The organism is Segatella sp., from assembly GCF_977051555.1.
The window spans coordinates 1-23,863 of sequence record NZ_CDRSSE010000053.1; the positions used below are offsets into that span (position 1 = coordinate 1).

General features: G+C 45.7%; 22 protein-coding genes. 13 read left to right on the forward strand and 9 right to left on the reverse strand.

What is annotated here, in order from left to right; genetic code table 11:
* From ACWJAO_RS11460 to ACWJAO_RS11475, 4 genes are all read right to left on the reverse strand, one after another.
* A partial coding sequence (locus ACWJAO_RS11460; protein ID WP_449140343.1) for an AAA family ATPase occupies positions 1-419 on the reverse strand: 419 nt, incomplete at its 3' end.
* 356 nt (positions 420-775) lie between these two features.
* Positions 776-3,673: an excinuclease ABC subunit UvrA gene (gene uvrA / locus ACWJAO_RS11465; RefSeq protein ID WP_449140344.1), complete on the reverse strand. Its 2,898-nt coding sequence runs from the start codon at positions 3,671-3,673 to the stop codon at positions 776-778.
* Positions 3,674-3,706: 33 nt separating this feature from the next.
* Positions 3,707-4,177, reverse strand: a complete 471-nt coding sequence (gene rlmH / locus ACWJAO_RS11470; protein WP_317608264.1) for a 23S rRNA (pseudouridine(1915)-N(3))-methyltransferase RlmH — start codon at positions 4,175-4,177, stop codon at positions 3,707-3,709.
* Positions 4,178-4,256: 79 nt separating this feature from the next.
* Positions 4,257-4,586, reverse strand: a complete 330-nt coding sequence (locus ACWJAO_RS11475; protein WP_449140345.1) for a DUF4491 family protein — start codon at positions 4,584-4,586, stop codon at positions 4,257-4,259.
* 242 nt (positions 4,587-4,828) lie between these two features.
* Between ACWJAO_RS11475 and ACWJAO_RS11480 the strand changes: the two genes are divergently transcribed.
* From ACWJAO_RS11480 to ACWJAO_RS11505, 6 genes are all read left to right on the forward strand, one after another.
* Positions 4,829-6,580, forward strand: a complete 1,752-nt coding sequence (locus tag ACWJAO_RS11480) for a phospho-sugar mutase (RefSeq protein WP_449140346.1) — start codon at positions 4,829-4,831, stop codon at positions 6,578-6,580.
* A 206-nt stretch (positions 6,581-6,786) separates the two neighbouring features.
* Complete coding sequence (locus ACWJAO_RS11485) at positions 6,787-8,226, forward strand: amidophosphoribosyltransferase (protein ID WP_449140347.1); 1,440 nt, start codon at positions 6,787-6,789, stop codon at positions 8,224-8,226.
* Between the two features lie 252 nt (positions 8,227-8,478).
* Positions 8,479-8,718, forward strand: a complete 240-nt coding sequence (locus tag ACWJAO_RS11490) for a hypothetical protein (RefSeq protein WP_287875071.1) — start codon at positions 8,479-8,481, stop codon at positions 8,716-8,718.
* The gene (locus ACWJAO_RS11495; protein ID WP_153082003.1) at positions 8,709-9,038 is read left to right on the forward strand and encodes a type II toxin-antitoxin system RelE/ParE family toxin; all 330 of its coding nucleotides are present in this window, start codon (positions 8,709-8,711) and stop codon (positions 9,036-9,038) included. Before ACWJAO_RS11490 ends, ACWJAO_RS11495 begins: the two co-directional genes overlap by 10 nt.
* A 79-nt stretch (positions 9,039-9,117) precedes the next feature.
* The gene (locus tag ACWJAO_RS11500) at positions 9,118-9,333 is read left to right on the forward strand and encodes a DUF3791 domain-containing protein (RefSeq protein WP_449140348.1); all 216 of its coding nucleotides are present in this window, start codon (positions 9,118-9,120) and stop codon (positions 9,331-9,333) included.
* 175 nt (positions 9,334-9,508) lie between these two features.
* Positions 9,509-9,727 carry a hypothetical protein gene (locus tag ACWJAO_RS11505; RefSeq protein WP_153082006.1) on the forward strand — a complete coding sequence of 73 codons (219 nt, stop codon included), beginning with the start codon at positions 9,509-9,511 and terminating at the stop codon, positions 9,725-9,727.
* Positions 9,728-9,786: 59 nt separating this feature from the next.
* Here ACWJAO_RS11505 and ACWJAO_RS11510 read toward each other — a convergent pair whose 3' ends face one another.
* Positions 9,787-11,688 (reverse strand): hypothetical protein, encoded by a 1,902-nt coding sequence (locus ACWJAO_RS11510; protein ID WP_449140349.1) that lies wholly within the window; start codon positions 11,686-11,688, stop codon positions 9,787-9,789.
* A gap of 27 nt (positions 11,689-11,715) precedes the next feature.
* On the reverse strand, positions 11,716-13,023 hold the full coding sequence (locus ACWJAO_RS11515) for a carcinine hydrolase/isopenicillin-N N-acyltransferase family protein (RefSeq protein WP_449140350.1): 1,308 nt from the start codon (positions 13,021-13,023) through the stop codon (positions 11,716-11,718).
* Positions 13,024-13,295: 272 nt separating this feature from the next.
* On the opposite strand from ACWJAO_RS11515, the gene ACWJAO_RS11520 reads away from it, so the two are divergent.
* The 5 genes from ACWJAO_RS11520 to ACWJAO_RS11540 all read left to right on the forward strand — a co-directional run bounded on the left by ACWJAO_RS11520 (position 13,296) and on the right by ACWJAO_RS11540 (position 19,694).
* Positions 13,296-14,309: a helix-turn-helix transcriptional regulator gene (locus ACWJAO_RS11520; protein WP_449140351.1), complete on the forward strand. Its 1,014-nt coding sequence runs from the start codon at positions 13,296-13,298 to the stop codon at positions 14,307-14,309.
* Between the two features lie 153 nt (positions 14,310-14,462).
* Entirely contained in the window at positions 14,463-15,791 is a 1,329-nt protein-coding gene (locus ACWJAO_RS11525) for a TolC family protein (protein ID WP_449140352.1), read from the forward strand.
* Between the two features lie 99 nt (positions 15,792-15,890).
* Complete coding sequence (locus ACWJAO_RS11530; protein ID WP_449140353.1) at positions 15,891-17,003, forward strand: HlyD family secretion protein; 1,113 nt, start codon at positions 15,891-15,893, stop codon at positions 17,001-17,003.
* Between the two features lie 29 nt (positions 17,004-17,032).
* Positions 17,033-18,727, forward strand: coding sequence for an MFS transporter (locus tag ACWJAO_RS11535; protein WP_449140354.1), 1,695 nt, complete (start codon positions 17,033-17,035; stop codon positions 18,725-18,727).
* A gap of 103 nt (positions 18,728-18,830) precedes the next feature.
* On the forward strand, positions 18,831-19,694 hold the full coding sequence (locus tag ACWJAO_RS11540; protein WP_449140355.1) for a helix-turn-helix domain-containing protein: 864 nt from the start codon (positions 18,831-18,833) through the stop codon (positions 19,692-19,694).
* A 69-nt stretch (positions 19,695-19,763) separates the two neighbouring features.
* On the opposite strand, the gene ACWJAO_RS11545 is transcribed toward ACWJAO_RS11540, so the two are convergent.
* The 3 genes from ACWJAO_RS11545 to proS all read right to left on the reverse strand — a co-directional run bounded on the left by ACWJAO_RS11545 (position 19,764) and on the right by proS (position 22,226).
* Positions 19,764-20,156 carry a hypothetical protein gene (locus tag ACWJAO_RS11545; protein ID WP_217314046.1) on the reverse strand — a complete coding sequence of 131 codons (393 nt, stop codon included), beginning with the start codon at positions 20,154-20,156 and terminating at the stop codon, positions 19,764-19,766.
* Between the two features lie 156 nt (positions 20,157-20,312).
* Positions 20,313-20,735: a hypothetical protein gene (locus ACWJAO_RS11550; RefSeq protein WP_449140356.1), complete on the reverse strand. Its 423-nt coding sequence runs from the start codon at positions 20,733-20,735 to the stop codon at positions 20,313-20,315.
* A gap of 9 nt (positions 20,736-20,744) precedes the next feature.
* Positions 20,745-22,226 carry a proline--tRNA ligase gene (gene proS, locus ACWJAO_RS11555; RefSeq protein ID WP_449140357.1) on the reverse strand — a complete coding sequence of 494 codons (1,482 nt, stop codon included), beginning with the start codon at positions 22,224-22,226 and terminating at the stop codon, positions 20,745-20,747.
* 284 nt (positions 22,227-22,510) lie between these two features.
* Here proS and ACWJAO_RS11560 point away from each other — a divergent pair, with 284 nt between their 5' ends.
* Both ACWJAO_RS11560 and mtgA read left to right on the forward strand, forming a co-directional pair.
* Entirely contained in the window at positions 22,511-23,200 is a 690-nt protein-coding gene (locus ACWJAO_RS11560; RefSeq protein ID WP_449140358.1) for an OmpA family protein, read from the forward strand.
* Between the two features lie 37 nt (positions 23,201-23,237).
* Positions 23,238-23,863 (forward strand): monofunctional biosynthetic peptidoglycan transglycosylase (mtgA, locus tag ACWJAO_RS11565; RefSeq protein WP_449140359.1); only part of this gene is annotated, 626 nt, incomplete at its 3' end.

A 23,863-nucleotide genomic window follows, 5' to 3' on the forward strand; every position in this document is an offset into this window, starting at 1 on the left:
GTGTTAACCTTTCCCACAGGATAGGATTCTCCCTGATGAAGAGACAAGCCGAGAAGGGAACCGGCTACTGCCACATGATACTCCCGTGCATTTTCACAGAAATACTTCAACGAGGCAAGTCCACGATACAACTCCTGTATTTCATCCATAATGATGAGGGTCTTGCCGGCTTCTATAGTAACACCAGTAATAGCTCCGATGGTGAGAAGGATGCGATCTATATTATAGTCTGAAGCAAACAAATCCTTAGCCATGGCATTGTTGTCACAGTTAATGTAGGCCACATTTTCAAACTCACGTTGCCCAAATTCCTTCAAGATATAAGTTTTGCCAACTTGTCTTGCTCCCAACAGAATAAGGGGTTTTCTATCCTCTCTGTTTTTCCAAGCAATGAGGTCTTGCATGATTAATCTTTCCATATATTGCTTTTTTGCTGCAAAAATACTGAAAATTAATGAAATAGTAAAATATATCACATTTTTATGAGGGACTTTTTGAAAGATTAACACACTTTTATGAGGGACTTTTATGGCTACATATACACTTTTATGAGGAACTTTCTGTTATGCTTTCAGGTCAGGAGGGTCTCAATTGTCCTTAGCAGACTTTCATTTGTAGCAGTTCCCCAAAGTGGACACAAAAAATGATTATTAATTATTTATATTTTTAAAAGTACACATATCTATCAAATTTCGTTCCTTTTCATTTGCAAAAGTAAACTGTGTCAAATTACTTTGGTTGTAACTTGACACAGTTTTTTTTATATCCCCAACTCTTAACTCAAGAACTTTCCGGTAAGGCTTGCCTTGCAGGCAGCTACTTCTTCCGGAGTTCCGGCAACAACAAGATTGCCGCCCTTATCGCCGCCTTCTGGACCGAGGTCGATGATATAGTCGGCACACTTGATGACATCCAGATTGTGCTCAATCACTACCAGCGAATGGCCCCTTTCTATCAGGGCATTGAAGGCATGGAGCAGGCGCTTGATGTCGTGGAAGTGAAGACCCGTGGTAGGCTCGTCGAAGATGAAAAGCGTAGGCTCCTGTTCCTCCTTACCTATGAAGAAGGCGAGCTTTACACGCTGATTCTCACCACCCGAAAGCGAACTTGAATTCTGACCGAGCTTGATATAACCCAGACCCACATCCTGAAGCGGCTTCAGGCGGTTTACGATGATGCGGCAGTTGTCGAAGTCGCCCTCGTTGCGCTGCAACTTTTCATCGCTGAAGAACTCGATGGCCTCGTTTACCGTCATGTTCAGCACATCATTGACGTCTTTTCCGCCATAGCGAACCTCCAGGATATCGTGCTTGAACCGCTTGCCCTTACAAGCCTCGCAGGTCAGCGTGAGGTCTGCCATAAACTGCATCTCGATGGTAACATATCCCGCACCCTTACATTCCTCACATCTTCCGCCTTCAGTATTGAAAGAGAAGTACTGCGGCGTGAATCCCATCTGCTTAGCCAGTGGCTGGTTGGCAAAGAGGGCACGTATCGCATCGTACGCCTTCAGATAAGTGGCAGGGTTGCTGCGGGTACTCTTGCCGATAGGGTTCTGGTCAACAAACTCTACATGATGGATGCTCTTCCAGTCGCCTTCCATCGATGTATATTCGCCTGGTGCATCTGCAACGAGGTCCAGACGGCGACGCATGGCAGGATAGAGGATTCCCTTGATGAGCGAACTCTTGCCTGAGCCTGATACGCCGGTTACACAGGTGAATACGTTGAGCGGTATCTTAACATCAATGCCGCGCAGATTGTTCATCCGGGCTCCCTTGATTTCGATATACTGGTTCCAGGCACGGTGACTCGTTGGCGCCTTTATCTCCTCGTTGTGGGTAAGGTACTTGATGGTATAACTCTCCGGATATTCAGCCAGCAGCTTTTCCTGTTCAGCCTTATCGGTGGTTGAATATTCTGATGACGGACCGGCGTAGACCACTCTTCCGCCCAGTCTGCCGGCATCGGGACCGATATCGATGAGATAGTCGGCTGCCCGCATAATCTCTTCGTCGTGTTCTACCACAACCACCGTATTGCCCAGTTGCTGCAGTTCTTTCAGCACCTTAATCAGTCGGGCGGTATCGCGGCTATGGAGTCCGATACTAGGTTCGTCGAGGATATATACGCTACCTACGAGCGATGAGCCCAGGTTGGTGGTCAGGTTGATGCGCTGACTCTCACCGCCGGAGAGGGTGTTGGAGAGTCGGTTGAGCGTAAGATACCCCAGACCAACATCCAGGAGAAACTGCAGGCGGTGGGTGATTTCGGTGAGCAGACGCTTGCTGATTTCCTTCTCATGCTCCGAGAGTTCCAGTTTCTTGAACCATTCGCTAAGGTTTACAATCGACATCTCAACCAGTTCGGTGATGCTCTTTCCGCCAATCTTCACATAGTTGGCTTCCTTCTTGAGTCGGGTACCATGGCAGTCAGGACAAATCGTCTTTCCACGGAATCGGCTCAGCATCACGCGGTATTGTATCTTGTACTGGTTCTCCTTTACCATTCTGAAGAACTCATCGATGCTCACCCTTTCCTGCTGTTTACGTTTCTTCTCGCCAGGCAGACCGTGCCACAGCCAGTCCTTCTGCTGCTGAGTCAGTTCGAAATAAGGCTTGAAGATAGGGAAGTCGTATTCTGCAGCTCTGCGGATGAATTCCTTGAGCCACAGACCCATCTTTTCGCCTCGCCAGCAAACCACACATCCGTCATAGACGCTCATCGAAGTGTTTGGGATGACGAGTTTCTCGTCGATACCTATTATGCTGCCGAAACCTTCGCAGGTAGGGCAGGCTCCGAGAGGGGAGTTGAAGGCAAACATGTTGTCGGATGGCTCTTCAAACTGCATGCCGTCAGCTTCGAACCGTGTAGAGAAGTCGTAACAGATATTGCTTGGCAGGAAGACGAGGCGGCAGGCACCATCGCCCTCATAGAAGGCAGTTTCGGCAGAATCCATCAGTCGGCTGATATCATCCTTCTCATCGCTTACCGAAGCACGGTCGATGACCAGGAAGATTTCTTCATCCTTCTGCTGCATTCTCTTTCTCAGTTTGTCGCCGCTTACTTCCAGCAGTTCCTTATCCGCCTGCTCCATGAAGTCTTCGATGCGTACGAATTCACCTTTTATATATATACGCGCGTAACCTTCCTGGTTGTACATCTCCAGCTGTTTGCCCAGACTGCGCCCTTCGATGACGTGGATAGGGGCGAGGATGACGAATCGGGTGCCCTTGGAATACTGTCGGGTACAGGCGAGTACATCTTCGGTAGTATGGCGTTTCACCTCCTGTCCGCTGATAGGCGAATAGGTTTTGCCGATGCGTGCGTAGAGCAGTCGCAGGTATTCGTAGATTTCGGTGTTGGTGCCCACGGTAGAGCGTGGGTTGCGCGAAATCACCTTCTGTTCGATGGCGATGGCTGGTGGCAATCCCTTGATGAAATCACATTCCGGTTTGCTCATACGTCCCAGAAACTGGCGTGCGTATGACGAGAGCGACTCCACATAGCGGCGCTGGCCCTCAGCATATAAGGTATCAAAAGCCAACGATGATTTTCCCGATCCGGAGACACCCGTAATGGCAACAAACTTGCCCTGAGGTATCTTCACATCGATATTCTTGAGGTTGTTGGCTCTCGCTCCTTTTATTTCTATATATTTTTCTTTTCCCATTTTTTACCTTTTTACTTTTTTACCCTTTTACCTTTACTCGTGGTGGTAAGGTTCACCTTTTATGATAGTACATGCGCGATAGAGCGCCTCGGTGAAGATAAGGCGAACCATCTGATGAGAGAAGGTCATCTTGGAGAGGGAGATCTTCTCGTTGGCGCGGTCGTAGACAGACTGTGAAAAGCCGTAGGGGCCGCCGATGATAAAGACAAGCCTTCTTGCTGTGGCCTGTTTCCTTTCTATCCACTTCGCAAACTCGATGCTTCGGAATTCCTGTCCATGTTCATCCATCAGCACCACCGTATCTGAAGGCTGGAGGAGTTTCAGAATCAGTTCTCCTTCCCGGTCCTTCTGCTGCTGTTCGCTGAGACTCTTGGTGTTCTTGAGTTCAGGAATGGTTGTTATATTGAAAGGCATGTAATGGGTGATGCGCTCGGCATAATCCTTGATGCCCGCAATGAAATGCTTGTTTACGGTCTTTCCGACCAGAATGAGTTCTGTCTTCATTTCGTTGGCGTTTTCTTCCTATACACTTTACACTTGAATTGACTTTCACTTCGTTCGTCGAACGTTGTTTCTTCGTTCTTTACTTTTCGTTCTTCGCTTCGTCCCTGTAATATCCTGTTCCTATTCTTTTCGGATTCTTCGGGAACCAGCCTTTCTCGCAGCGTTGTCTCTGTTCGAAGAGTTCGCCGATGCTCCAAAGGCATGAAGCACCTACTACGCCCAGTATGGCAGAGAAGAGCACGTTGGCAACCAGGAAGGCAGCTCCGATGCAGATGATGCCTGCAACGAGGAAAACCCACCAATAGCGGGTGCCCGTATAATATTCCGTCTTCATGACGATAGGGTGAAAGATACCTATTATTAAAAAGGTGGATACGGCGATGATGACGCCTGTGTAATATACTTCCATATTCTATTGTTTTATATTTTGTTTATTCAACTTTTGCAATCTTACCAATATAATATTGCTAAATATTAGCCATATTCTATTTCCAATTCCATTTCAAAGTGCAAAAATACAAAAAAAACTTCAAACATGTTTGGTTTATCAAATATTTTATATAACTTTGTACGCAAAAAGAGATATATTGCATTGTTTTCGTGCACATCATTCTCGATAAGAATTAATTAATTACATAATATAATCAAACTATGGCTAATAACGCAGAATTGATCAAGCAGTGTGAAGAAAGAGCACAGCAGTGGCTCACACCTGCTTTTGACGAAGAAACTCGTAAAGAAGTAAAGGCAATGCTCGACGCAGAGGATAAGTCAGCCCTCGTTGATGCATTCTATCAGAACTTGGAGTTCGGTACTGGTGGTTTGCGCGGTATCATGGGCGCAGGTACCAACCGCATGAACAAGTATATCGTTGGTATGGCTACCCAGGGCTTTGCTAACTACATCCTCAAGGCTTTCCCAGGCGAGGAGAACCTTTCTGTAGTAGTTGGTCACGACTGCCGTAACAACTCCCGTCTCTTTGCTGAGACTGTAGCAGCTATCTTCTCTGCCAATGGCATCAAGGCTTATCTCTTCGAGAGCCTCCGTCCTACACCAGAGATTTCTTTCGCTATCCGTGAGCTCGGTGCAAAGGCTGGTGTCAACGTAACTGCTTCTCATAACCCTAAGGAGTACAACGGCTACAAGGCTTACTGGAGCGATGGTGCTCAGGTTCTGGCTCCACACGATACAGGTATCATCGAGGAGGTAAACAAGGTTACTATCGACCAGGTGAAGTTTGAGGCTAACTGGGATTTGATCAAGATTATCGGTGGTGAGATGGATTACGACTACATGACAGCCGTTCATTCTGCTATGATTGACCAGAATGTCATCAACCGCCAGAAAGACCTCAACATCGTTTACTCTGCTATGCACGGTACAGGTCGTGTCATCGTTCCTCTCTGTCTGCGTTCTTGGGGCTTCCAGAACATCAATGTAGTTCCTGAGCAGATGGTTGTAGATGGCAACTTCCCAACAGTGGTTTCTCCTAACCCAGAGAATGCAGAGGCTATGACCCTCGGTATGAAGCTCGGTACCAAGTTGAACGCTGATCTCGTGGTAGCTACCGACCCAGATGCTGACCGCCTTGCTATCGTATGCCGTGATGACAAGGGTGAGTGGATGATTATCAATGGTAACCAGACAGCCATGATGTTCTGCTACTATATCATCGAGAACAAGAAGAAGTTGGGCAAGTTGAAGCCAACAGACTTCCTCGTAAAGACCATCGTAACAACAGAGGTTATCGCTGAGATTGCCAAGAAGAACAACGTAGAGTTGCGCGACTGCTACACCGGTTTCAAGTGGATTGCACGCGAGATTGCTATCTCTGAGGGCAAGCAGCAGTACATCGGTGGTGGTGAGGAGAGCTTCGGTTTCTTGCCATACGATAAGGTGCGCGATAAGGATGCTCCTGCATCTATCTGTCTCATCTGCGAGATTGCAGCATGGGCTAAGGATCAGGGCAAGACTCTCTACGACCTCCTGATGCAGATTTACGCAGAGTATGGCTTCAGCAAGGAGTTTACTGTTAACGTAGTTCGCCCAGGTAAGACGGGTGCTGACGAGATTAAGCAGATGATGGCAGACTTCCGTGCTAACCCTCCACAGGAGTTGGGTGGCAGCAAGGTGGTTACCTGGAAGGACTACCAGAGCCTGGAGGCTAAGCATGCAGACGGCACAGTAGAGAAGCTCGATATGCCTGCTACAAGCAATGTACTCCAGTGGTTCTGCGATGACAACACCAAGGTAAGTGTTCGCCCATCGGGTACAGAGCCTAAAATCAAGTTCTATATTGAGGTTAAGGATCCTTCATTCAAGTGCGCTGGCTGCTACAACCGCTGCACAGCTGCTGCAATGGATAAGATCGAGGCTATCAAGAAGAGCCTGAAGTTGGATTAATTTCATAGGAAATCATATCATGGCGCTCCGGTAATTATTGCCGGAGCGTTTTTCATTTCAGTTGCGTTTCTTTTACCGGAAATTGGGTAGCATATTATCCTCTTTATCATGTTTTTATGAAAAAAAGCAAAAAGTCTTGCATATTTTCTGTTTTTTATTTACCTTTGCATCCATATTACAAAATTATAACATAGAATTATACTCTTATGGGAGGCATTTTCGGAACTATTTCCAAGAAAAGCTGTGTCGCTGATCTCTTTTACGGCACAGATTACAACTCACATCTCGGCACACGCCGGGGCGGTTTGGCAACCTACAGTAGTGAGAAGGGCTTCGTGCGCTCTATTCACAATCTGGAAAGTTCATACTTCAGAACGAAGTTTGAACCTACACTCAACAAGTTTGAAGGAGCTACATCGGGTATCGGCGTGATTAGCGATACTGATGCCCAGCCACTTATCATGAACTCTCATCTTGGCCGCTTTGCCATTTGCACAGTAGCTAAGATAGTAAACAAGGATGAACTTACTCAGCTTCTGCTCGAAAAGAACATGCACTTTGCAGAGATGTCTTCGGGTAGTACCAATCCTACTGAGTTGGTGGCTCTGCTCATTATTCAGGGTAAAACCTTCAGAGAAGGTATCGAAAACGTTTTTCATCACATCAAAGGTTCCTGCACCATGATGATCCTTACCGAGGATGGCATCATCTGTGCGCGTGACAGTTGGGGACGTACTCCAATCATCATCGGCAAGAAGGAAGGTGCCTATGCGGCTTCCAGCGAAACCACCTCGTTCCCTAATCTTGATTATGAAACAGAATATGAGATAGGACCGGGCGAAATCGTGAAGATTACAGCCGACAAGATGGAGCAGATCCGTCCTGCCAACAAGAAGATGCAGGTTTGCTCTTTCCTCTGGGTTTACTACGGATTCCCTACATCTACCTACGAGGGCAAGAATGTAGAGGAGGCGCGTTTTACCAACGGCTTCAATCTCGCCAAGACTGATGATGTAGAGGTAGACTGCTGCAGCGGTATTCCTGATTCAGGTACGGGTATGGCGATGGGTTATGCTGCCGGAAAGGGTGTGCCTTACCAGCGCTGCATTGCCAAGTATACTCCTACATGGCCTCGCAGTTTTACACCTAGCAACCAGAGCATGCGTTCATTGGTAGCCAAGATGAAGCTGATTCCTAACAAGGCGATGCTGAAGGGCAAGCGTGTATTATTCTGCGATGACAGTATTGTTCGTGGTACCCAGCTTCGCGACAATGTGAAGGTGCTTTTCGACCAGGCTGGCTTGAAGGAGTGCCACATGCGTATAGCCTGTCCTCCGTTGGTATACGGCTGTCCGTTCATCAACTTCACTTCTTCCAAGAGTGATATGGAGCTGATTACCCGCCGCATCATCGAGAAGTTTGAGGGCGATGCCAACAAGAATCTTGAGAAATACGCTACCACCGGTTCTCCTGAGTATAAGAGAATGGTAGATGAGATTGCCAGCCAGTTGGGCTTGACTTCCCTGAAGTTCAACACCATCGAGCAGCTGGTAGAGGCTATCGGCCTTCCAAAGTGTCAGGTATGTACCCATTGTTTCGATGGCAGCAGCGCATATACTCTGAATGAGTTTGCTGATGAAGACTAAATCATCTTTTTGCGAGATAGATAAATATGTAAATGGCGAAATGAGTAGGCTGACAGTCTGCTGGTTTCGCCATTCTTCGTTTGTTCTCTTCTGGATAAGCAAATACTTTGTGATACATTTTTGTGTTAAAATATCGAATATTCTTTGAATTATCAGATAATTACCGTATTTTTGCAGAAAGGTTTTAAAATAGAGATAATTATGAAACTATCAGATTATAGCAATATAACATCGACTCCTGTTTGGAATGAAGTGAAAAACTGGAGTGACGATGACAAGAATGAGCTTATTACATTGCTTTATACAACAATGGATAAGGTAAATCCTTATGTCGTTCCTGAGTCTGATGAGATAGATGCTTTTGTGAACGAGATTCCTCGTGAAGCCTTGGCAGCTAGTGTGGAGATGGCATTAAAGGATCATGATAATGGTAATACCATTTCCCATTCAGAATTAATGAGTCGTATAAAAGCGGAACGAGGATGGAAATAGAATGGTCATTGCTTGCTTCAAGACAATTGAACGATGTTTTAGATTTCGTAGAAACAGAATATGGTTCTATAACAGCAAGAAAAGTGTTTGATAAGTTCGATGCTAATGTTAATAGTTTACTGAGAAATCCAAATCGTGGCATATTAGATTCTGATTTGTCAGATTCTCAATTTACAGTTAGACATTTGCAGCTATTCCCTAATGTGCTCTATTATGTAGTGAAAGGTGATTCCATAATAATTTCAGCCGTAATGCATTATAAGCAGTCTCCTCAAACTGTGTATAAAACAGTTATGCGATCATTAGAAAGGTATAGATAGAGCTGAGGGGGTATTCTTATTAGAGAAAGCCCATGTAAAATCAACTATGTGTGGCAGAGCCACAGAAAGGAGAATAATAATGAATAAAGAAATACAAGGCAAGGCTGTATTTGTGTCATTCTGCATAGAACAATATGCTAAGGCAAAGAATATGTCTACAGAAGATGTAGTGAATTTGTTTGAACAGTATGGCATAGCTGAGCATTTCTGTGAGTTCTATGAAGTGCTTCATACACAAGGTGGTCAGTGGCTGATAGAAGAAATTGACAAAATGATAAACGAAAGAAGTAAATGAGCAAAATATATCATGGAAGTATTTACACCCAATTCGCACTCTATGAAGGCGGCATTATCAGTTTGCCTACTCTCATTCAAGAGTTGAAAACTTATAAATTGGTTGACCAGTATCTTTTCCATACAGAGAAGTCATTGCTTGCCATTAAATTTGTTGAATCAGAAATCATACAGTTATGAGTGCAAAAATAACACAAGACAATCTTTATATGTTGTTGCCATTGAAGATTGGATGGCTTGCTCCTTGGCTCTCGCAAGACAAGGGTATAAGTCTTACAGATGCCATCAATCGTATATATCATTCACAACTATATAAAAAGCTGTCTACAGAAAGTACCAAATATTGGCACTTAGGTCCTGTGGACTTGTATAATGAACTGAAGGAAGAACTATAAGAAGATAGGTCTAGCGACCCCGCAAATCGCGGTGTAGCTAGACCTATTTTTCTTTTATTTTATTTCCCGGCAAAATCTTCTTTTGCATAAATCTTGTTACAATCGATGTTAGAGATATCCCATTGGAGAGACAATACCTGATTGTACTTATTGTATTTATAGGTTTTGCCATTTACTGTGGTAAACTCAACCTCGTAATTATCTGCTATTCTCAATGGTGGAGTTGTAATGCTGGAACCATTCTGCAGGGTAGATTTATAGCTCCAGATAGCTTTCTTTTCTCCCTTCTTGTAAATCTCAACCTTTGAGATGGCAACATTGTCGTTCAGATTGTTTGTGAACTGAAGCGGTGCATAGCGATCTCGTGTGAAAGGTTGCAGGTCGATGACGTAATTAACATTACCTATGTCTGTATAGGTGAATGTATGAAGATCTGCTTTGGTTGAGACAAAACTCATGGCACCATAGGTTGGTCTAGCGATAAACCTTATGGCTATAGGTGATTCATCCGAATTGTCTTTCATTTTTGGCATATACCATGCCCATGCAGCATTCACTTCGGCAGTAGCTCTATATATGTTGGAATTTCCTTCCTCAAATCCACGGGAACTTTTCCATCTGAAATATGGCAGGTTCTTGAATACCAGCTCATAGGCTGCAATGTTCTTCCTCTGCGTATTCTTGATGTCCATGTCGTTAATGGTATAGGTCTTGGAGTGAGTCCATGACCATCCAGCCTTCATGGTGTATTTTGCTTCAGCATATGGGATGTCTCCCTTGGCTCCTGCTGCTACGGATAGCCCAGCTTCTACACCATGAGTATGAGAAGAGGTATAGGTAACCTGGTTAATCGTTGTTTGTGGACTAGGTGTTCCGCTCGCTGTAAAATATATATCGTCTGTACCCAATTCCGTATATACCTTTTTGCCATCCTTTTTCTCACATTTCAACGGGATACATTCCATGGCGAATGCTTTGCCGTAGAAACCGCAAATACGTACATACGAACCTCCGTGTCTGTTCCACCATTTACCCTTGTACATGTCTTTATTGCTTACGCTTGATGACATGTTTACGATATAATAATCGCCTGAACCAGCCTGGCCCTCATAGCAATGAACCTGATAGATGTCAAATGAAGCATTGATGGCTCCGCTGCCTTCAATATAATCCCGTTTCGACATTTTCAGATGGCGAACTTCCTTTTTAATGTCATCATAAGTATAGGTCACACCATAATGGTACTGGGTAAAATCCTTGCTGAGGTCATCATCACCATTTGAATTTTCTACTTTCTTTTCTTCGTATTTGTTCATATCTGCTACCCATCCGTTCAGATAGGTATAGATGTCGTTGTCCCCAAGTTCTGGGTCTACAGCATCCATGTCGGCCATCTCATCACCGGAGCCGTCATTATTCAGGTCTTCTTCCTGCAGTTCTGGCTGATTCCATTCCACGTCATCAAACAGATTGGTATATGATTGGGTTTCAGCCGCTTCCTGGCTGTTGTCAACGAATACCTCGTCCAGGTTAGGTTCATATACCTTGTAGCTATACCCCTGACCGTCCGTAGCCGATAGCAGAATATCATCAGAAGGCTGGTAGGTTGCTACAATTCCGCCCTGCTCCATAACTTGCTCAGCTTCCTTCTGGTATTTATTCCCGGCAGGGATAATCAGCAGGTCGGTTGATTCCGAAACCGTGGCTTGTCTGTTAGGGAAGAGGAGTTTACAGGCTTTCGTCATTTCAGCCTTTTCGACCAATCCCAGCATTACAGTATTGCCCTTATATTGAACACCAGTTATAGCGCTGTTGAAATGGGTTTCTTCATCTGATGGTGGAAAGTTTTCCGCTGAAGACGTTTTGTCATCATCCGAACAGCCTGTAAACATAGTCAGCGAAGCTATGAGAAGCATCACCAAGTAAGTAGCCTTGTTTAAAAATAATGTTACTTTTTTCATAATCTTGTCCATTTATCAGTTAATGTATTATTTTGCATAGAACGTAAACTTGTTCTTGTAATCTCTGTTCACGCAGATGGTTGCCTTGCGCTGGGAGAGATTGTATACCACCGACCACTGGGTATGGCTCGTTGGATTGCCGGGAGTTTCTGCCTGACTCACACCATTGAGCAGATTCATGGCACCTTCCTCTGACAACTGGTTGCTGTTCTGTTTCAGAACGAATTCCATCATGTCGTAGCGGGTCTTGCCGTGGTTCGAGAGTTTCGGACCTTTATCTGAACATGCCATGGTTTCAGATACATAGAAGTTGCTGGCATAGCGCTTTTCTATCACCTCGCGGGTGTTTGGCAATACGTCAGGATATTTGAAATGAGTCTTTCCGTCTTCACCCGTATATTCATCGTCGATGAAAATCTTGCTTTGGTGATCCTTGTCATATACGAATTCTACGATGGCATAACGGCCCGTGGCATCTGCCATGTAGAAATGATAGTTGCCGTCGCCGTCCGGTATCCAGAGATCATATCCGTCCAGAATCTTGAGAGCTTCATCTACCGTCTTGGCATGATCCAGCATTATACGTAAGGCAACTGTTGTTGTCAACTTCTTTCCTGTGCTAGCCTGCTGGGTTGGCTTGCCGTCGAGATGGAGTACGGATACGGCAAAGCCAGCCTCGTTCATGCCGTCCATCAGAAGATATGGAAATGCCATGATATAGGACAGGTCTTGTGTCTTATACTTCTCAAACTGTTCCTTGTTATATAGAATGTAATGCCACAGATCCTGGCGGTAACCTATCCAGTAGGCATCCACCATGCTGATGGATTTCAGTCCACCTTCTGGAGCCGTGCGAACCAGGGCTGCTGCAATCGGTTCATTATCGTGAGAGTAGTCAAAGTTGCGCCCCATCAGGTAATCACCTGTATCGGGTGTCGTAACAGCAAAGGCACTGCAGCCTGCATCCAGCTTGACTCTTGTCTTGAGCCAGGATGGTGTTTTGTCGCAGAGGGTTTTCAATACGGCACCAATCAGTTGGGTGTTGTCGGTAAGATTATAGCCTGATATGGTAGAGAGTTTGTAATCCTCCGTATAGTCAAGATAGAAGAATCTTCCGTCTTTCAAGTCCTGGATAGACCGGACCATCTTCAGTTTCTTGGTATCGGTCAGCAGACTGGCTGGTACGTCCTGATAGTGCGCCTTATTGTTTACTTCTGGGCTGTCATCATCGCTGCACGAAGATAGCAGAAATATACAGAATATGAAGCTGAAACTTAAGCATAAAAACAGAAACCATTGTATGTGCTTACTGTTGAAATTGATATTCTTTTTCATACGTAATTAGTATTAAATGATTGATAAATGATTTGAATTTTCAAATGCAAAAGTAATGGAAAACCACTCTCGGCAGGGAGAAAAGTACACTGAAAAATGCTGATTTTTCTGGAATTATAAAAAAATATCCCTCAAAATACATCAAAACCAATCATTTTTATTATTTTTGCAAGAAGAAAAAGCGATTTGTCTGTCTGTGCGAAATGATTCGTCAGTCAGGGCAAACCTGCCTCATCTGTCAATACGAAATGATTTATCTATCCATTATGAATATGAAAGAAAAGAACGCAAAGAAATCTAAGATACATCAGTTAGGGTTCTCTTTCCTGAAGAGAGAAGCTAATTACTTGGACCGCCAACGTCAAGCTATCCTTGTGTGTTTCTCCGTGATGCTCTCTTTGGGCATCCTGTCAAATATCCTGGGCTTGTCTGGAGCCTTTGATCCGTTTTTTACCGTGTCTAACATCGTTTTTCTGATTGTCGTGTTATCCTCCTCCATGGCTTATCTCTTCGGGAAAATCCCAATGGTGAGGGCAATCGTTTGTATCGCTATCGCCACCCAGTGCTTTATCGGAGCCGATATTCTCTACAGTGCCTTTATGCCTACGCTGAAAGATAACAGAATGGTGATTCTCATCAATATGCTTATCCTTTCAGGCAACATGTTTTTCTCGCTGGCGGCTTATCAGGCGCGTCTCACACGCTGGCTGGTGGGAATAGCCTTTGGGGTTTATATATTGAGTGTGATTGTAACGGGGGATGAATCGCTCATGGATTATTTCTTCATGATGATGCTCATATTGCTTTTTATCAGCGTGCTGAGTCTGGCTGTTGCCAGAAACGGTGAGTATCTTGTCAATGCGAACAGAACGTTGCAGCGTGATGAGGAAGAACTGCTCCAAGTGCTGAAGATAAACAAAAAGCAGATTAAGGCATACGTGGCTCTGGCGAAAGAAAGGCATGATGTTAAACTTACCGCGCATTTGCTGGATCTTCTGGGTGAGGCTTCGCAGAAGAATGTCATAGACAATGTGATGCAATATCTCCAGACCCGGGAATTGAGCAAACAGAACATAGAACGTGTCTTTCCCGAGTTGAGTGCCTCTGAACAGGAAATCTGTTACCTTATCCTGCAGAACAGAAAGCTGAGTGAGATTTGCACGCTGCTCAACAAGTCGGAATCGAACATCACTACCCAGCGGGCCAACATCAGAAAGAAGTTGGGAATGGGCTCTGCTGATAACCTGAAGAAGATTCTGGAGAAGCGTATAGCTGAAAGCCAGTAGGCCGATGAGGCTGATACTGAACCATATCCTGTTATTTTCGGAAATTTTGAACATATTGTGATAAGATGTGAATAGTCTTTTATCACCGAAAAGCCGTACCTTTGCACCCAGATAATGAATGAAACGTAAATCAATAGAAATCATTAAGAAGAAATGAAGAAAATAATCATCTTATGTTTCGCGCTCGGAGCTTTCCATACACTTGGCGCACAGGAGACGCTTACGCTCAGCCAGTGCCTGCAGATGGCAGTGGATAACAACCTGTCGCTCCAGAGCAGCCGAAACGAAATAGCTAAGGGAAAGTACGCTATCAGCGAAAATCAGGCTAAACTCTATCCGCAGATCAATGCGGTGGCTCAGCTCAACGACAACTTTACACCGCCTGTTTCGGTTACCGACGGCTCGGCTTACGGCAAACCTTATAATGTAACCAAGACGTTGCAGTATAATGCTTCGGCGGGAGTGCAGCTGCAGATGCCACTGTATAACCAGATGATTCTTACCGCCATTGACATCACCAAGATTGCCGATAAACTCAACCAACTCTCTTATGAGAAGGCGCGTGAAGACCTCATCGTGCAGACTGCCAAGATGTATTACATGGCGCAGAACACATCTGAGCAGATCCGTCTGACGGACGACAACATCAAGCGACTGGTTGAACTCAGAAACATCACCCAGGCATTCTATGACAACCAGATGAGTCTGGAGGTAGATCTGAAGCGAGTGAATCTCAATATCGAGAACCTCACCGTGCAGCGCGATAATGCCATCGCCATGCTCGAACAGCAGTATACCATGCTCAAGTATGTGATAGATTATCCTGCCGAGAAGGAGATGAAGGTGACTGCCGTAGACCCGGGAAAGATAGAGATGGTGAAGGCCGACGGACTGAATACGGGACTCTACGAACTCCAGTTGCTGGAACAGAAGAAACAGCTCACCCAGAAGCAGACCAAACTTGCGAAGGACGGTTATCTGCCATCGCTCTCGCTGACCGGAAACCTGATGTATTCAGCCTTTACCGATAGGATAGATCACTGGATTCATTCGGGCGAGTCGAACCACTGGTATGGTTCCAACGGATTGGGTATCCAACTGAGAGTGCCTGTATTCGATGGCTTTGAAAAGCGTTCTAAAATCAGAAAGGCGAAGATAGAGGAGGAGAATGCACGCATCGGTTACGAGGATGCCCTGAAGGGACTGCAGGCAAACTATATGAATGCGGTGAGCGAGGTGAACAACAGTCAGCGCAACTACAAGAAGCAGTTTGATAATTACACCATGGCGCAGGATGTTTACAACGTAACAGCCGACCAGTATAAGGAGGGTGTGGCTTCGATGACAGCGGTGCTACAGGATGAGATGCGCATGAGCGAGGCAATGAACAATTATCTCACAGCCTACTATCGCTACAAGGTTGCCAATCTCTCGCTGCTCAAGCTGACTGGACAGCTCAACCAGATTTCGGTTGCTAAATAACGGAGAAGAATAAATCATTAAGAAATAAAATATAAACAGGAAAACGGGATATGAAAAAAGTTAACTTCATATTCCCTGATTCCAAATTACAATAAAACTATGGAACAGAACGAAAATAAAAATGTAGAAACAGCAGAGGCTACACAGGTATCTCACGAAGAAACCATGAAGAAACTGAAGAAGCAGCGCGTAAGACAGATTATCGCCAGTCTGATCGGTGTTGCCATTCTGGCTTTCGGACTCTGGAAGATTGTATGCCTCTTCCTCGATTATAGCTCTAACGAAACGAGCAATGATGCTCAGATAGAGCAATATATCTCACCGGTGAATCTCCGTGCATCCGGCTATATTGCCAAGGTATGCTTCAGAGAACATCAGGAAGTACACAAGGGAGATACACTCCTCGTGCTTGATGACCGTGAGTATCGTATCCGTCTGATGGAGGCTGAAGCTGCCCTCAAGGATGCCAAGGCAGGAGCTAATGTCATCAACGCTACAGAGCAGACCACCGAGACATCCGCTTCCATCTATCAGGCATCTATCGATGAAATAAATGTACGTCTTGCCAAGCTCGCCAAGGACTGCGAGCGCTATCGCAACCTGGTAGAAAAGAAGGCGGCTACTCCTATCCAGCTCGAACAGCTGGAGGTGGAATATGCTGCAACCAAGAAGAAACTCGAAGGAGTAAAGAAGCAGCAGGCTGCTGCCTATAAGGGCGTAAACGAGGTAACTACCCGCAAGCAGAATGTGGCTGCCTCCATCGAACGTGCCGAGGCTGCCGTAGAGATGGCAAAGTTGAACCTCTCTTACTGTGTGGTAGTGGCTCCTTGTGATGGTAAACTGGGTCGCCGCTCTATCGAGGAAGGACAGATGGTGAATGTCGGAACCACCATTACCTATATCATCCCAACCAACAACAAATGGGTGATTGCCAACTATAAGGAAACCCAGATAGAGAATCTCTATGTAGGACAGAAGGTGCGTATGACCGTTGATGCCATCAGCAACAAGGAGTTTGAGGGTACGGTTACTGCCATTTCTGGTGCTACCGGTTCGAAATATTCGCTGGTACCTACCGACAATTCGGCTGGCAACTTTGTCAAAATTCAACAGCGTGTGCCTGTAAGAATCGATTTCAACAACCTCAGCAAAGAGGATAATGAGCATCTTGCTGCGGGCATGATGGTGGTAGTCAAGGCTCAGAGAAAGTAAAAAACAGCTAGATGGAAATGAAGTAATATATGGAAGAAGAATATAAGAATTATCCGTTTTATGATTGGGTGCCCAAACCGCTCGGCATCATCTTCATGATCATCCTCTTTGTGCCGATGATTACGATGAGTGGTGTCTATTCTGCCAACAGCGGCGAGATGATGAGCGGGCTCGGCATCCAGTCGGAATACATCGCCTTTGCGGGTTTCTGCACCTCGATAGGAATGGCGGCTTTCTCGCCGTTCTTCTATGAGCTGGTGTGCATCCGTAGAGAGAAGATGATGTGTATCGTGGGCTTCTCCATTCTCTTTATCCTCAGTTTCGTGTGTGCCCAGACCGACTCGCTGTTTATTCTCGGATTGTGCAGTCTGCTGATGGGTTTTGTCCGTCAGACGTTGCTGATGGCACATCTCTTCGTGCTCATCAGATATGGTTTCGGAATAGAGGCAACGAGGAATATCACTCCGGACTGCGAGCCTACCACCGATGAAGCATGGGATGCGGTAGATTCGGAGAAGATGGTGTCGCAGCCGGTCATCTATCTCTTCTTCATGATTATCGGACAGCTCGGTACCTGGCTTACGGCATGGCTTGCCTATGCTTATGAGTGGCAGTATGTTTACCATTTCATGATGGCATTCATGCTGGCGGGCATCATCATCGTGTTCTTCACCATGCCTTATCATAAGTATCCGATGCCTAAGTTCCCGATTACGATGTCGAAGTTTGGCAATGTCACGGTGTTCAGCATCATGCTCTGTTCGTTTGCTTACGTCATGGTTTTCGGCAAGACGCTCGACTGGTTTGATGATCCTACCATCCGTTTCTCTTCGGTGGTCTGTCTCATCTTCACCGCTCTGTTCATCTATCTGGAGAAGACGCGTCGTTCACCTTATTTCATCATGGAGGTGTTCCAGCTCAGAGTCATCAACTACGGCATCCTGCTCTTCTTCCTGCTGATGGTCTGCAATTCGAGTGCCATGTTTGTCAACGTGTTCACCAATGTGAGCATGAAGATAGACAACTGGCAGAACGCTACCTTGGGCAACTGGGTGATGGTGGGCTATACCGTGGGACTGATATTCGCCGTCATCGCCCGAGCCAAGAATGTTCACCTGAAGTGGATGTACTGTCTGGGTTTCCTCTTTATCGGAGGTTACGCCCTCTTTATGTATTTCGAGGTGCAGAACGACGGCATGTATGAGCGTATGAAATGGCCTATCATCATCCGTTCTACGGGAATGATGCTGCTCTATTCGCTCATCTCCACGATAGCCAACCAGCGCATGCCTTACCGTTTCATGTCAACCTGGGTTTGCATCATGCTTACCGTTCGTATGGTCATTGCCCCTTGTATCGGTTCGGCGCTCTATACCAATGTGCTTCAGCACAGACAGCAGTATTATGTAACCCGCTTTGCCCAGGATTACGACCGCACGAGCATCGAGACGGCGAAGACATACGACCAGACGGTGAGAGGCATGCAATATCAGGGCAAGAGTGTAACCGAGGCACAGAACATGGCTACCATGAGTACGAAGGGAAAGGTGCAGGTACCGGCCACGCTGGTGAGCATCAAGGAGATGGCAGGCTGGACCTTCTATGGCTGTCTGCTATGTGCCGGATTGATGCTCGTCATCCCTTGGCGCAAGCGCAATATCAGGGAACTGACGCGCGAATATCTGCTGAAGAATGTAGATGTGAAATCCCTGGGAAGAAGGTAGGGGAGTGCTAAAATATCATAAAAGATACAGGCTGCTCATCTGATGAATAGATATTTTTGTTATCTTCGCATTTAAATCTGAAGATAACAGACCCATATTCATCATGAAAATAACAGATAATATCATCATATATGAGGCTCAGGAGTTTCCTCAGCTGTTGATGCAGCCTTTCTACTCCGACTATGTCGGAATTGTAATCTGTCATCAGGGGATGTTCCGTTTCTGCGTAGACGGAACATCCTTTGTTGCATCTGAGGGTGAGACCGTTTTCCTCTCTAAAGGAGTGATGTTTCATGTGCAGGAAACGGGCAAAAACCTTAAATATACCCTTCTTTTTTACCGTGCCGAACAGATTCGTCACATGTTGGGCAATACCGTGGTTACCATGCGTCTCTATGCTACGATTTATCCCAAACCCTGCCATGTAAGGACGACGGGTTATGAGGATATGCTCACTTCTTATGCCCTGATGCTGAGGAAGCTGGAGCAGGAAAAAGAGAAGAGTGGCGAACTGGATGCCTATTGTGTGCATGAGCAGAAACTGTTGCTGATGGCTATTACGTACCGGTTGTGCAGTATCTTCTCGGCATCGTTTAAGGCTGCTGGCAAGGAGATGGAGCGGAAGATTGCCATCTTTGAGTCGCTGGTGCTGCTGATAGAGAAGAATTATATGCGTGAGCGCAGTGTGGCATTCTATGCCGACGAACTCTGTCTTACACCGAAATATCTGTCGGTATTGGTCAAGTCGGTTTGTGGTCAGACGGTGCAGCAGTTGCTTTTCAAGGCGATGATCCGCCGGAGTATCTATCTGATGAAGAACACCACAAAGACGATACAGCAGATAGCCAATGAACTCAGTTTTCCCAATGCTTCAGCCTTCGGAACCTTCTTCAAGAAACATACCGGTCTGTCGCCTAAGCATTACCGCAATTGGGAAGAGGGGAATGAACCGCCTGCTTCCAAATAACGTTCATCCTATAAAAGAAAAGGGACAGAGGAATTGTTCTGTCCCCTGTCTCGAAAGTAAGTGATATAACTAAAACAACTGAGCGAAAGCCTCGGCTGTTTTTCCTGTATAGGTTTTCATCTCTGTAACCGGCTTGTAACCGAAATCCTTGAAGGCAAGGAGCTGTGTGGCAACAAACTGGTGGTCGTCAGAGATGCAAGCCTGTAACTTCATATTACCCATGCTGATGGCAGAAACAGGGAATTTGCTGATAGCTGCTTCTACATCCTGAGGGGCTGCGCTGAGGATGTTCTCAAGCTTTCTTCCATCCTCTGCAGAATATTCCTTCTCTTTTATCTTAATCACGCTGTTGGTAGGTTGATAGATGAGCTTGACTGTCAAACCCATGAAACCTTTCTTTACCTGTACATCCTGGAGTGCCAAAACATCAGCACCCATCTCTAAATGATTAATCTTTGCCATAATTTTATACTGTTATTTGCTTATTCTTAATTCTTGAAAATAATATATATTGAACTGTTTTTTTTGTTTTTAATAGGGGTGTAAGCAGTCTTATCGCACATCTTATGAAAGATGCGATAAACCTATATGAAATGTAAAAAGAGAAAAGAATAAGCACTAACAGAGCAGACGTCGCAGGCAAATGACATAATACTTGCTGGCGACATCAAAGTGGATTGGGGCTGTTTCCTGTCGGAAAGGCTCTATGCCACCTTCTATAGCTGATAAAAGGGATGATAAATAACGGATTCTATTTGTAAGCAATCTACTGGCAGTCTGGCTGTTGTGCATATTGCCACTTGGCAATAAGCGCTGTGGACGGCTGCTGCAGATGCGGTAAGCAAGCTGTGAGGCGTTTTCAAGCTGTGCCTCAGGCTGGCTCTTGTCATACTCAACCTTTGTCAAACCATCTTTCTTATGGCTTACATCTTCGGTATAAGAATCCTCGGGAGTAAAAGAAATAGAGGCAGCAGATACCTCTCCATAGCCTGCGAAGACCATGGACACCAAAAAAAGGATGTATAGTATCAACTGCCTCATATTTTTATATTAATAGCTTCTTGCGATGATGACACGGGCTACGGCTGGCTTGCCGCTTACCATATCTACACCTGGAGTCTGCTCGTAAGCGAAAGGCACGCAACGGATGGTAGCTTGAGTCTCCTCCTTGATCTTTGCCTCGGTCTCGGCTGTACCGTCCCAATGGCAGAGGAAGAAACCACCGTCCTTCACACGCTCCTTGAACTCCTCGTAGTTGTCGCACTCGTAAACGTGAGCATCACGGTAAGCACGAGCCTTCTCGAAGATATTCTTCTGGATGTCTTCCAACATATTCTTTACGCGCTCTACGATGCCGTCGAAGCTTACGTTCTCCTTCTCCAAGGTATCACGGCGCATAATCTCGATGGTGTTGTTCTCCAAGTCACGGCCACCCATAGCGAGACGTACAGGAACACCCTTCAACTCATAGTCAGCGAACTTGAAGCCAGGACGCTTGGCAGGGTTGTCATCATACTTCACGGTGATACCCAACTCGCGGAGCTGATTGATGACAGGCTGCAACTTAGTAGTAATCTGAGCCAACTGCTCGTCGCCCTTGTTGATAGGAACGATAACCACCTGGATAGGAGCCAGCTTTGGAGGCAATACGAGGCCGTTGTCATCGCTGTGAACCATGATGAGGGCACCCATCAGTCGGGTAGAAACACCCCATGAAGTAGCCCATACATACTCAGGCTTGTTCTCCTTGTTCAAGTAGGTTACATCGAAACTCTTTGCGAAGTTCTGACCCAGGAAGTGAGAAGTACCGCTCTGGAGAGCCTTGCCATCCTGCATCATTGCCTCGATGGTATAAGTGTTCAGGGCACCGGCGAAACGCTCAGTCTCACTCTTCACACCCTGCAATACAGGAACGCCCATGTAGTTCTCTGCAAAATCAGCGTAAACCTTGAGCATCTCCTGAGCCTTTGCCTCAGCCTCTTCCTTAGTGGCATGAGCAGTATGACCCTCCTGCCAGAGGAACTCAGAAGTACGGAGGAACGGACGGGTACGCATCTCCCAACGCATTACGTTACACCACTGGTTGCAGAGGATAGGAAGATCACGCCATGAATGGATCCAGTTCTTATAGGTGTTCCAGATGATGGTCTCAGAAGTAGGACGGATGATAAGCTCCTCATCGAGCTTTGCGTTAGGATCAACCTCAACCTCTTTGCCATCCTCTGTAGAACGGAGACGGTAGTGGGTAACTACGGCACACTCCTTGGCGAAACCTGCCACGTGCTCAGCCTCACGAGAGAAGAAACTCTTCGGGATGAGGAGAGGGAAGTATGCGTTCTGTACACCTGTCTGCTTAAACATCTTGTCGAGCTGCTGCTGCATCTTCTCCCAGATAGCGTAACCGTATGGTTTGATAATCATACAACCACGAACTGGTGACAACTCAGCGAGATCAGCCTTTACTACCAAATCATTGTACCACTGACTGTAGTTGTCAGCGCGCTTGGTTAAATTCTTGAGTTCTTTAGCCATATTGCTTTTTTCTATTTATTTTGTTTTTTATTTCTTCTGTTATATATATTAAAGTATAAGCATGAGCCTTCATCATCTGCTGCCGGCAGTTTATCGGTCAGCAGGTGTCTGAAATCCTACTTTTAGGGATTTTCCACCCCGAAATAGGTGATTTCCTAGCTCTATTTCAACAAATACCCTTAAATTTGCATGCAAAAATACAAAAAAATATTAGAAAACTCTCCATTATGGAGAAAAAAGAGTTATCTTTGCAATTAAATAACATAAATATAGGAGATTTTAAAATGAAAAAGACTAATTTTGCAGTTGCAGGCCTCTCTTTGTGCTTGCTTTTCTCAAGTTGTGGAACCAATCAGAAGACTGGTACAGCAGTAGGTGCCGGTTCTGGTGCTGCTCTGGGTGCTATCGTTGGTGGTTTGCTCAATAATAGTCATCGTGGTACAGGTGCTCTCGTAGGTGCAGCTATTGGTGCAGCTGTTGGTGGCGGTGCTGGTAACCTCATCGGAAAGCACATGGATAAGGTGAAGGCTGAGGCTGAACGGGTGAAGAATGCACAGGTTGAGACTGTAAAAGATGCCAATGGCTTGTCTGCCGTTAAGGTAACATTTGCTTCTGGTATCCTCTTCCCAACTAACGGTTCTACTCTCAGCAGCAGCGCAAAGACTGATTTGGCTCAGTTTGCCGGTGTATTGAAGAACAATACCGACTGTGAGGTTTCTATCCAGGGTTATACTGATGCTACTGGTAATGATGGTATCAACTTGCCATTGAGCCAGAAGCGTGCTGAGGCAGTTTACAACTATCTCGCTTCTTGCGGTGTTACCAGCCGTCAGGTAAAGAATGTTCAGGGTTTTGGTTCTGCTAACCCTGTTGTTAATACTACTGCTGCTTGCGCCCAGAACCGTCGTGTAGAGGTCTATATGTACGCTAGCCAGGCTATGGTTAACGCAGCCAACAATGGTACATTGAAGTAATAACTTTCATGCTCCCGGAAGGGAAAAAACTAAATAGATGATTTTGAAGAAAATCAAGAATATAGTAAAATGGGTGGTGGTGCTGTTTTTCAGTACCACCATTCTTGCTGTAGTGGCATATAGGTTCATTCCTGTATATGTCACTCCTCTGATGTTTATCCGATGCTTCCAGCAAGTGGCTGATGGAGAGAGTATTACCCTGCATCATCATTGGGTTTCGATGGATAAGATTTCGCCTCACATGCCAGTGGCGGTAATGGCGAGCGAAGATGCGAGATTCCTGAAGCATCACGGTTTCGACTTCAATGCCATCGAGAGTGCGGCGAAGAATAATGCACGTGGTGGAAAGGTGCATGGAGCCAGTACCATCAGTCAGCAGACTGCTAAAAATGTCTTCCTGTGGCCTGGCCGTTCATGGACCCGCAAGGGATTTGAGGTCTACTTTACCTTCCTCATCGAAATGATGTGGAGCAAGCAGCGCATCATGGAGGTTTATCTCAACAGCATTGAGATGGGACCGGGTATCTATGGTGTGGATGCGGTTGCAGAATATCATTTCGACAAGAAAGCGAAAGATCTGTTTCGTGGCGAGTGTGCGCTGATAGCAGCCACACTTCCTAATCCGCGCAAATTCAGTTCGCTGCATCCTAGCGCTTATATGAA

Coding starts and splice junctions, on each gene's coding strand:
- rlmH (WP_317608264.1), bottom strand. CDS start 4,177: ATGAAGACAGAACTCATTCTGGTCGGAAAGACCGTAAACAAGCATTTC.
- ACWJAO_RS11550 (WP_449140356.1), bottom strand. CDS start 20,735: ATGAGGCAGTTGATACTATACATCCTTTTTTTGGTGTCCATGGTCTTC.
- uvrA (WP_449140344.1), bottom strand. CDS start 3,673: ATGGGAAAAGAAAAATATATAGAAATAAAAGGAGCGAGAGCCAACAAC.
- ACWJAO_RS11540 (WP_449140355.1), top strand. CDS start 18,831: ATGAAAATAACAGATAATATCATCATATATGAGGCTCAGGAGTTTCCT.
- ACWJAO_RS11495 (WP_153082003.1), top strand. CDS start 8,709: ATGGAAATAGAATGGTCATTGCTTGCTTCAAGACAATTGAACGATGTT.
- proS (WP_449140357.1), bottom strand. CDS start 22,226: ATGGCTAAAGAACTCAAGAATTTAACCAAGCGCGCTGACAACTACAGT.
- ACWJAO_RS11485 (WP_449140347.1), top strand. CDS start 6,787: ATGGGAGGCATTTTCGGAACTATTTCCAAGAAAAGCTGTGTCGCTGAT.
- ACWJAO_RS11545 (WP_217314046.1), bottom strand. CDS start 20,156: ATGGCAAAGATTAATCATTTAGAGATGGGTGCTGATGTTTTGGCACTC.
- ACWJAO_RS11500 (WP_449140348.1), top strand. CDS start 9,118: ATGAATAAAGAAATACAAGGCAAGGCTGTATTTGTGTCATTCTGCATA.
- ACWJAO_RS11530 (WP_449140353.1), top strand. CDS start 15,891: ATGGAACAGAACGAAAATAAAAATGTAGAAACAGCAGAGGCTACACAG.
- ACWJAO_RS11535 (WP_449140354.1), top strand. CDS start 17,033: ATGGAAGAAGAATATAAGAATTATCCGTTTTATGATTGGGTGCCCAAA.
- ACWJAO_RS11525 (WP_449140352.1), top strand. CDS start 14,463: ATGAAGAAAATAATCATCTTATGTTTCGCGCTCGGAGCTTTCCATACA.
- ACWJAO_RS11560 (WP_449140358.1), top strand. CDS start 22,511: ATGAAAAAGACTAATTTTGCAGTTGCAGGCCTCTCTTTGTGCTTGCTT.
- ACWJAO_RS11515 (WP_449140350.1), bottom strand. CDS start 13,023: ATGAAAAAGAATATCAATTTCAACAGTAAGCACATACAATGGTTTCTG.
- ACWJAO_RS11480 (WP_449140346.1), top strand. CDS start 4,829: ATGGCTAATAACGCAGAATTGATCAAGCAGTGTGAAGAAAGAGCACAG.
- ACWJAO_RS11475 (WP_449140345.1), bottom strand. CDS start 4,586: ATGGAAGTATATTACACAGGCGTCATCATCGCCGTATCCACCTTTTTA.
- ACWJAO_RS11520 (WP_449140351.1), top strand. CDS start 13,296: ATGAAAGAAAAGAACGCAAAGAAATCTAAGATACATCAGTTAGGGTTC.
- ACWJAO_RS11505 (WP_153082006.1), top strand. CDS start 9,509: ATGAGTGCAAAAATAACACAAGACAATCTTTATATGTTGTTGCCATTG.
- ACWJAO_RS11510 (WP_449140349.1), bottom strand. CDS start 11,688: ATGAAAAAAGTAACATTATTTTTAAACAAGGCTACTTACTTGGTGATG.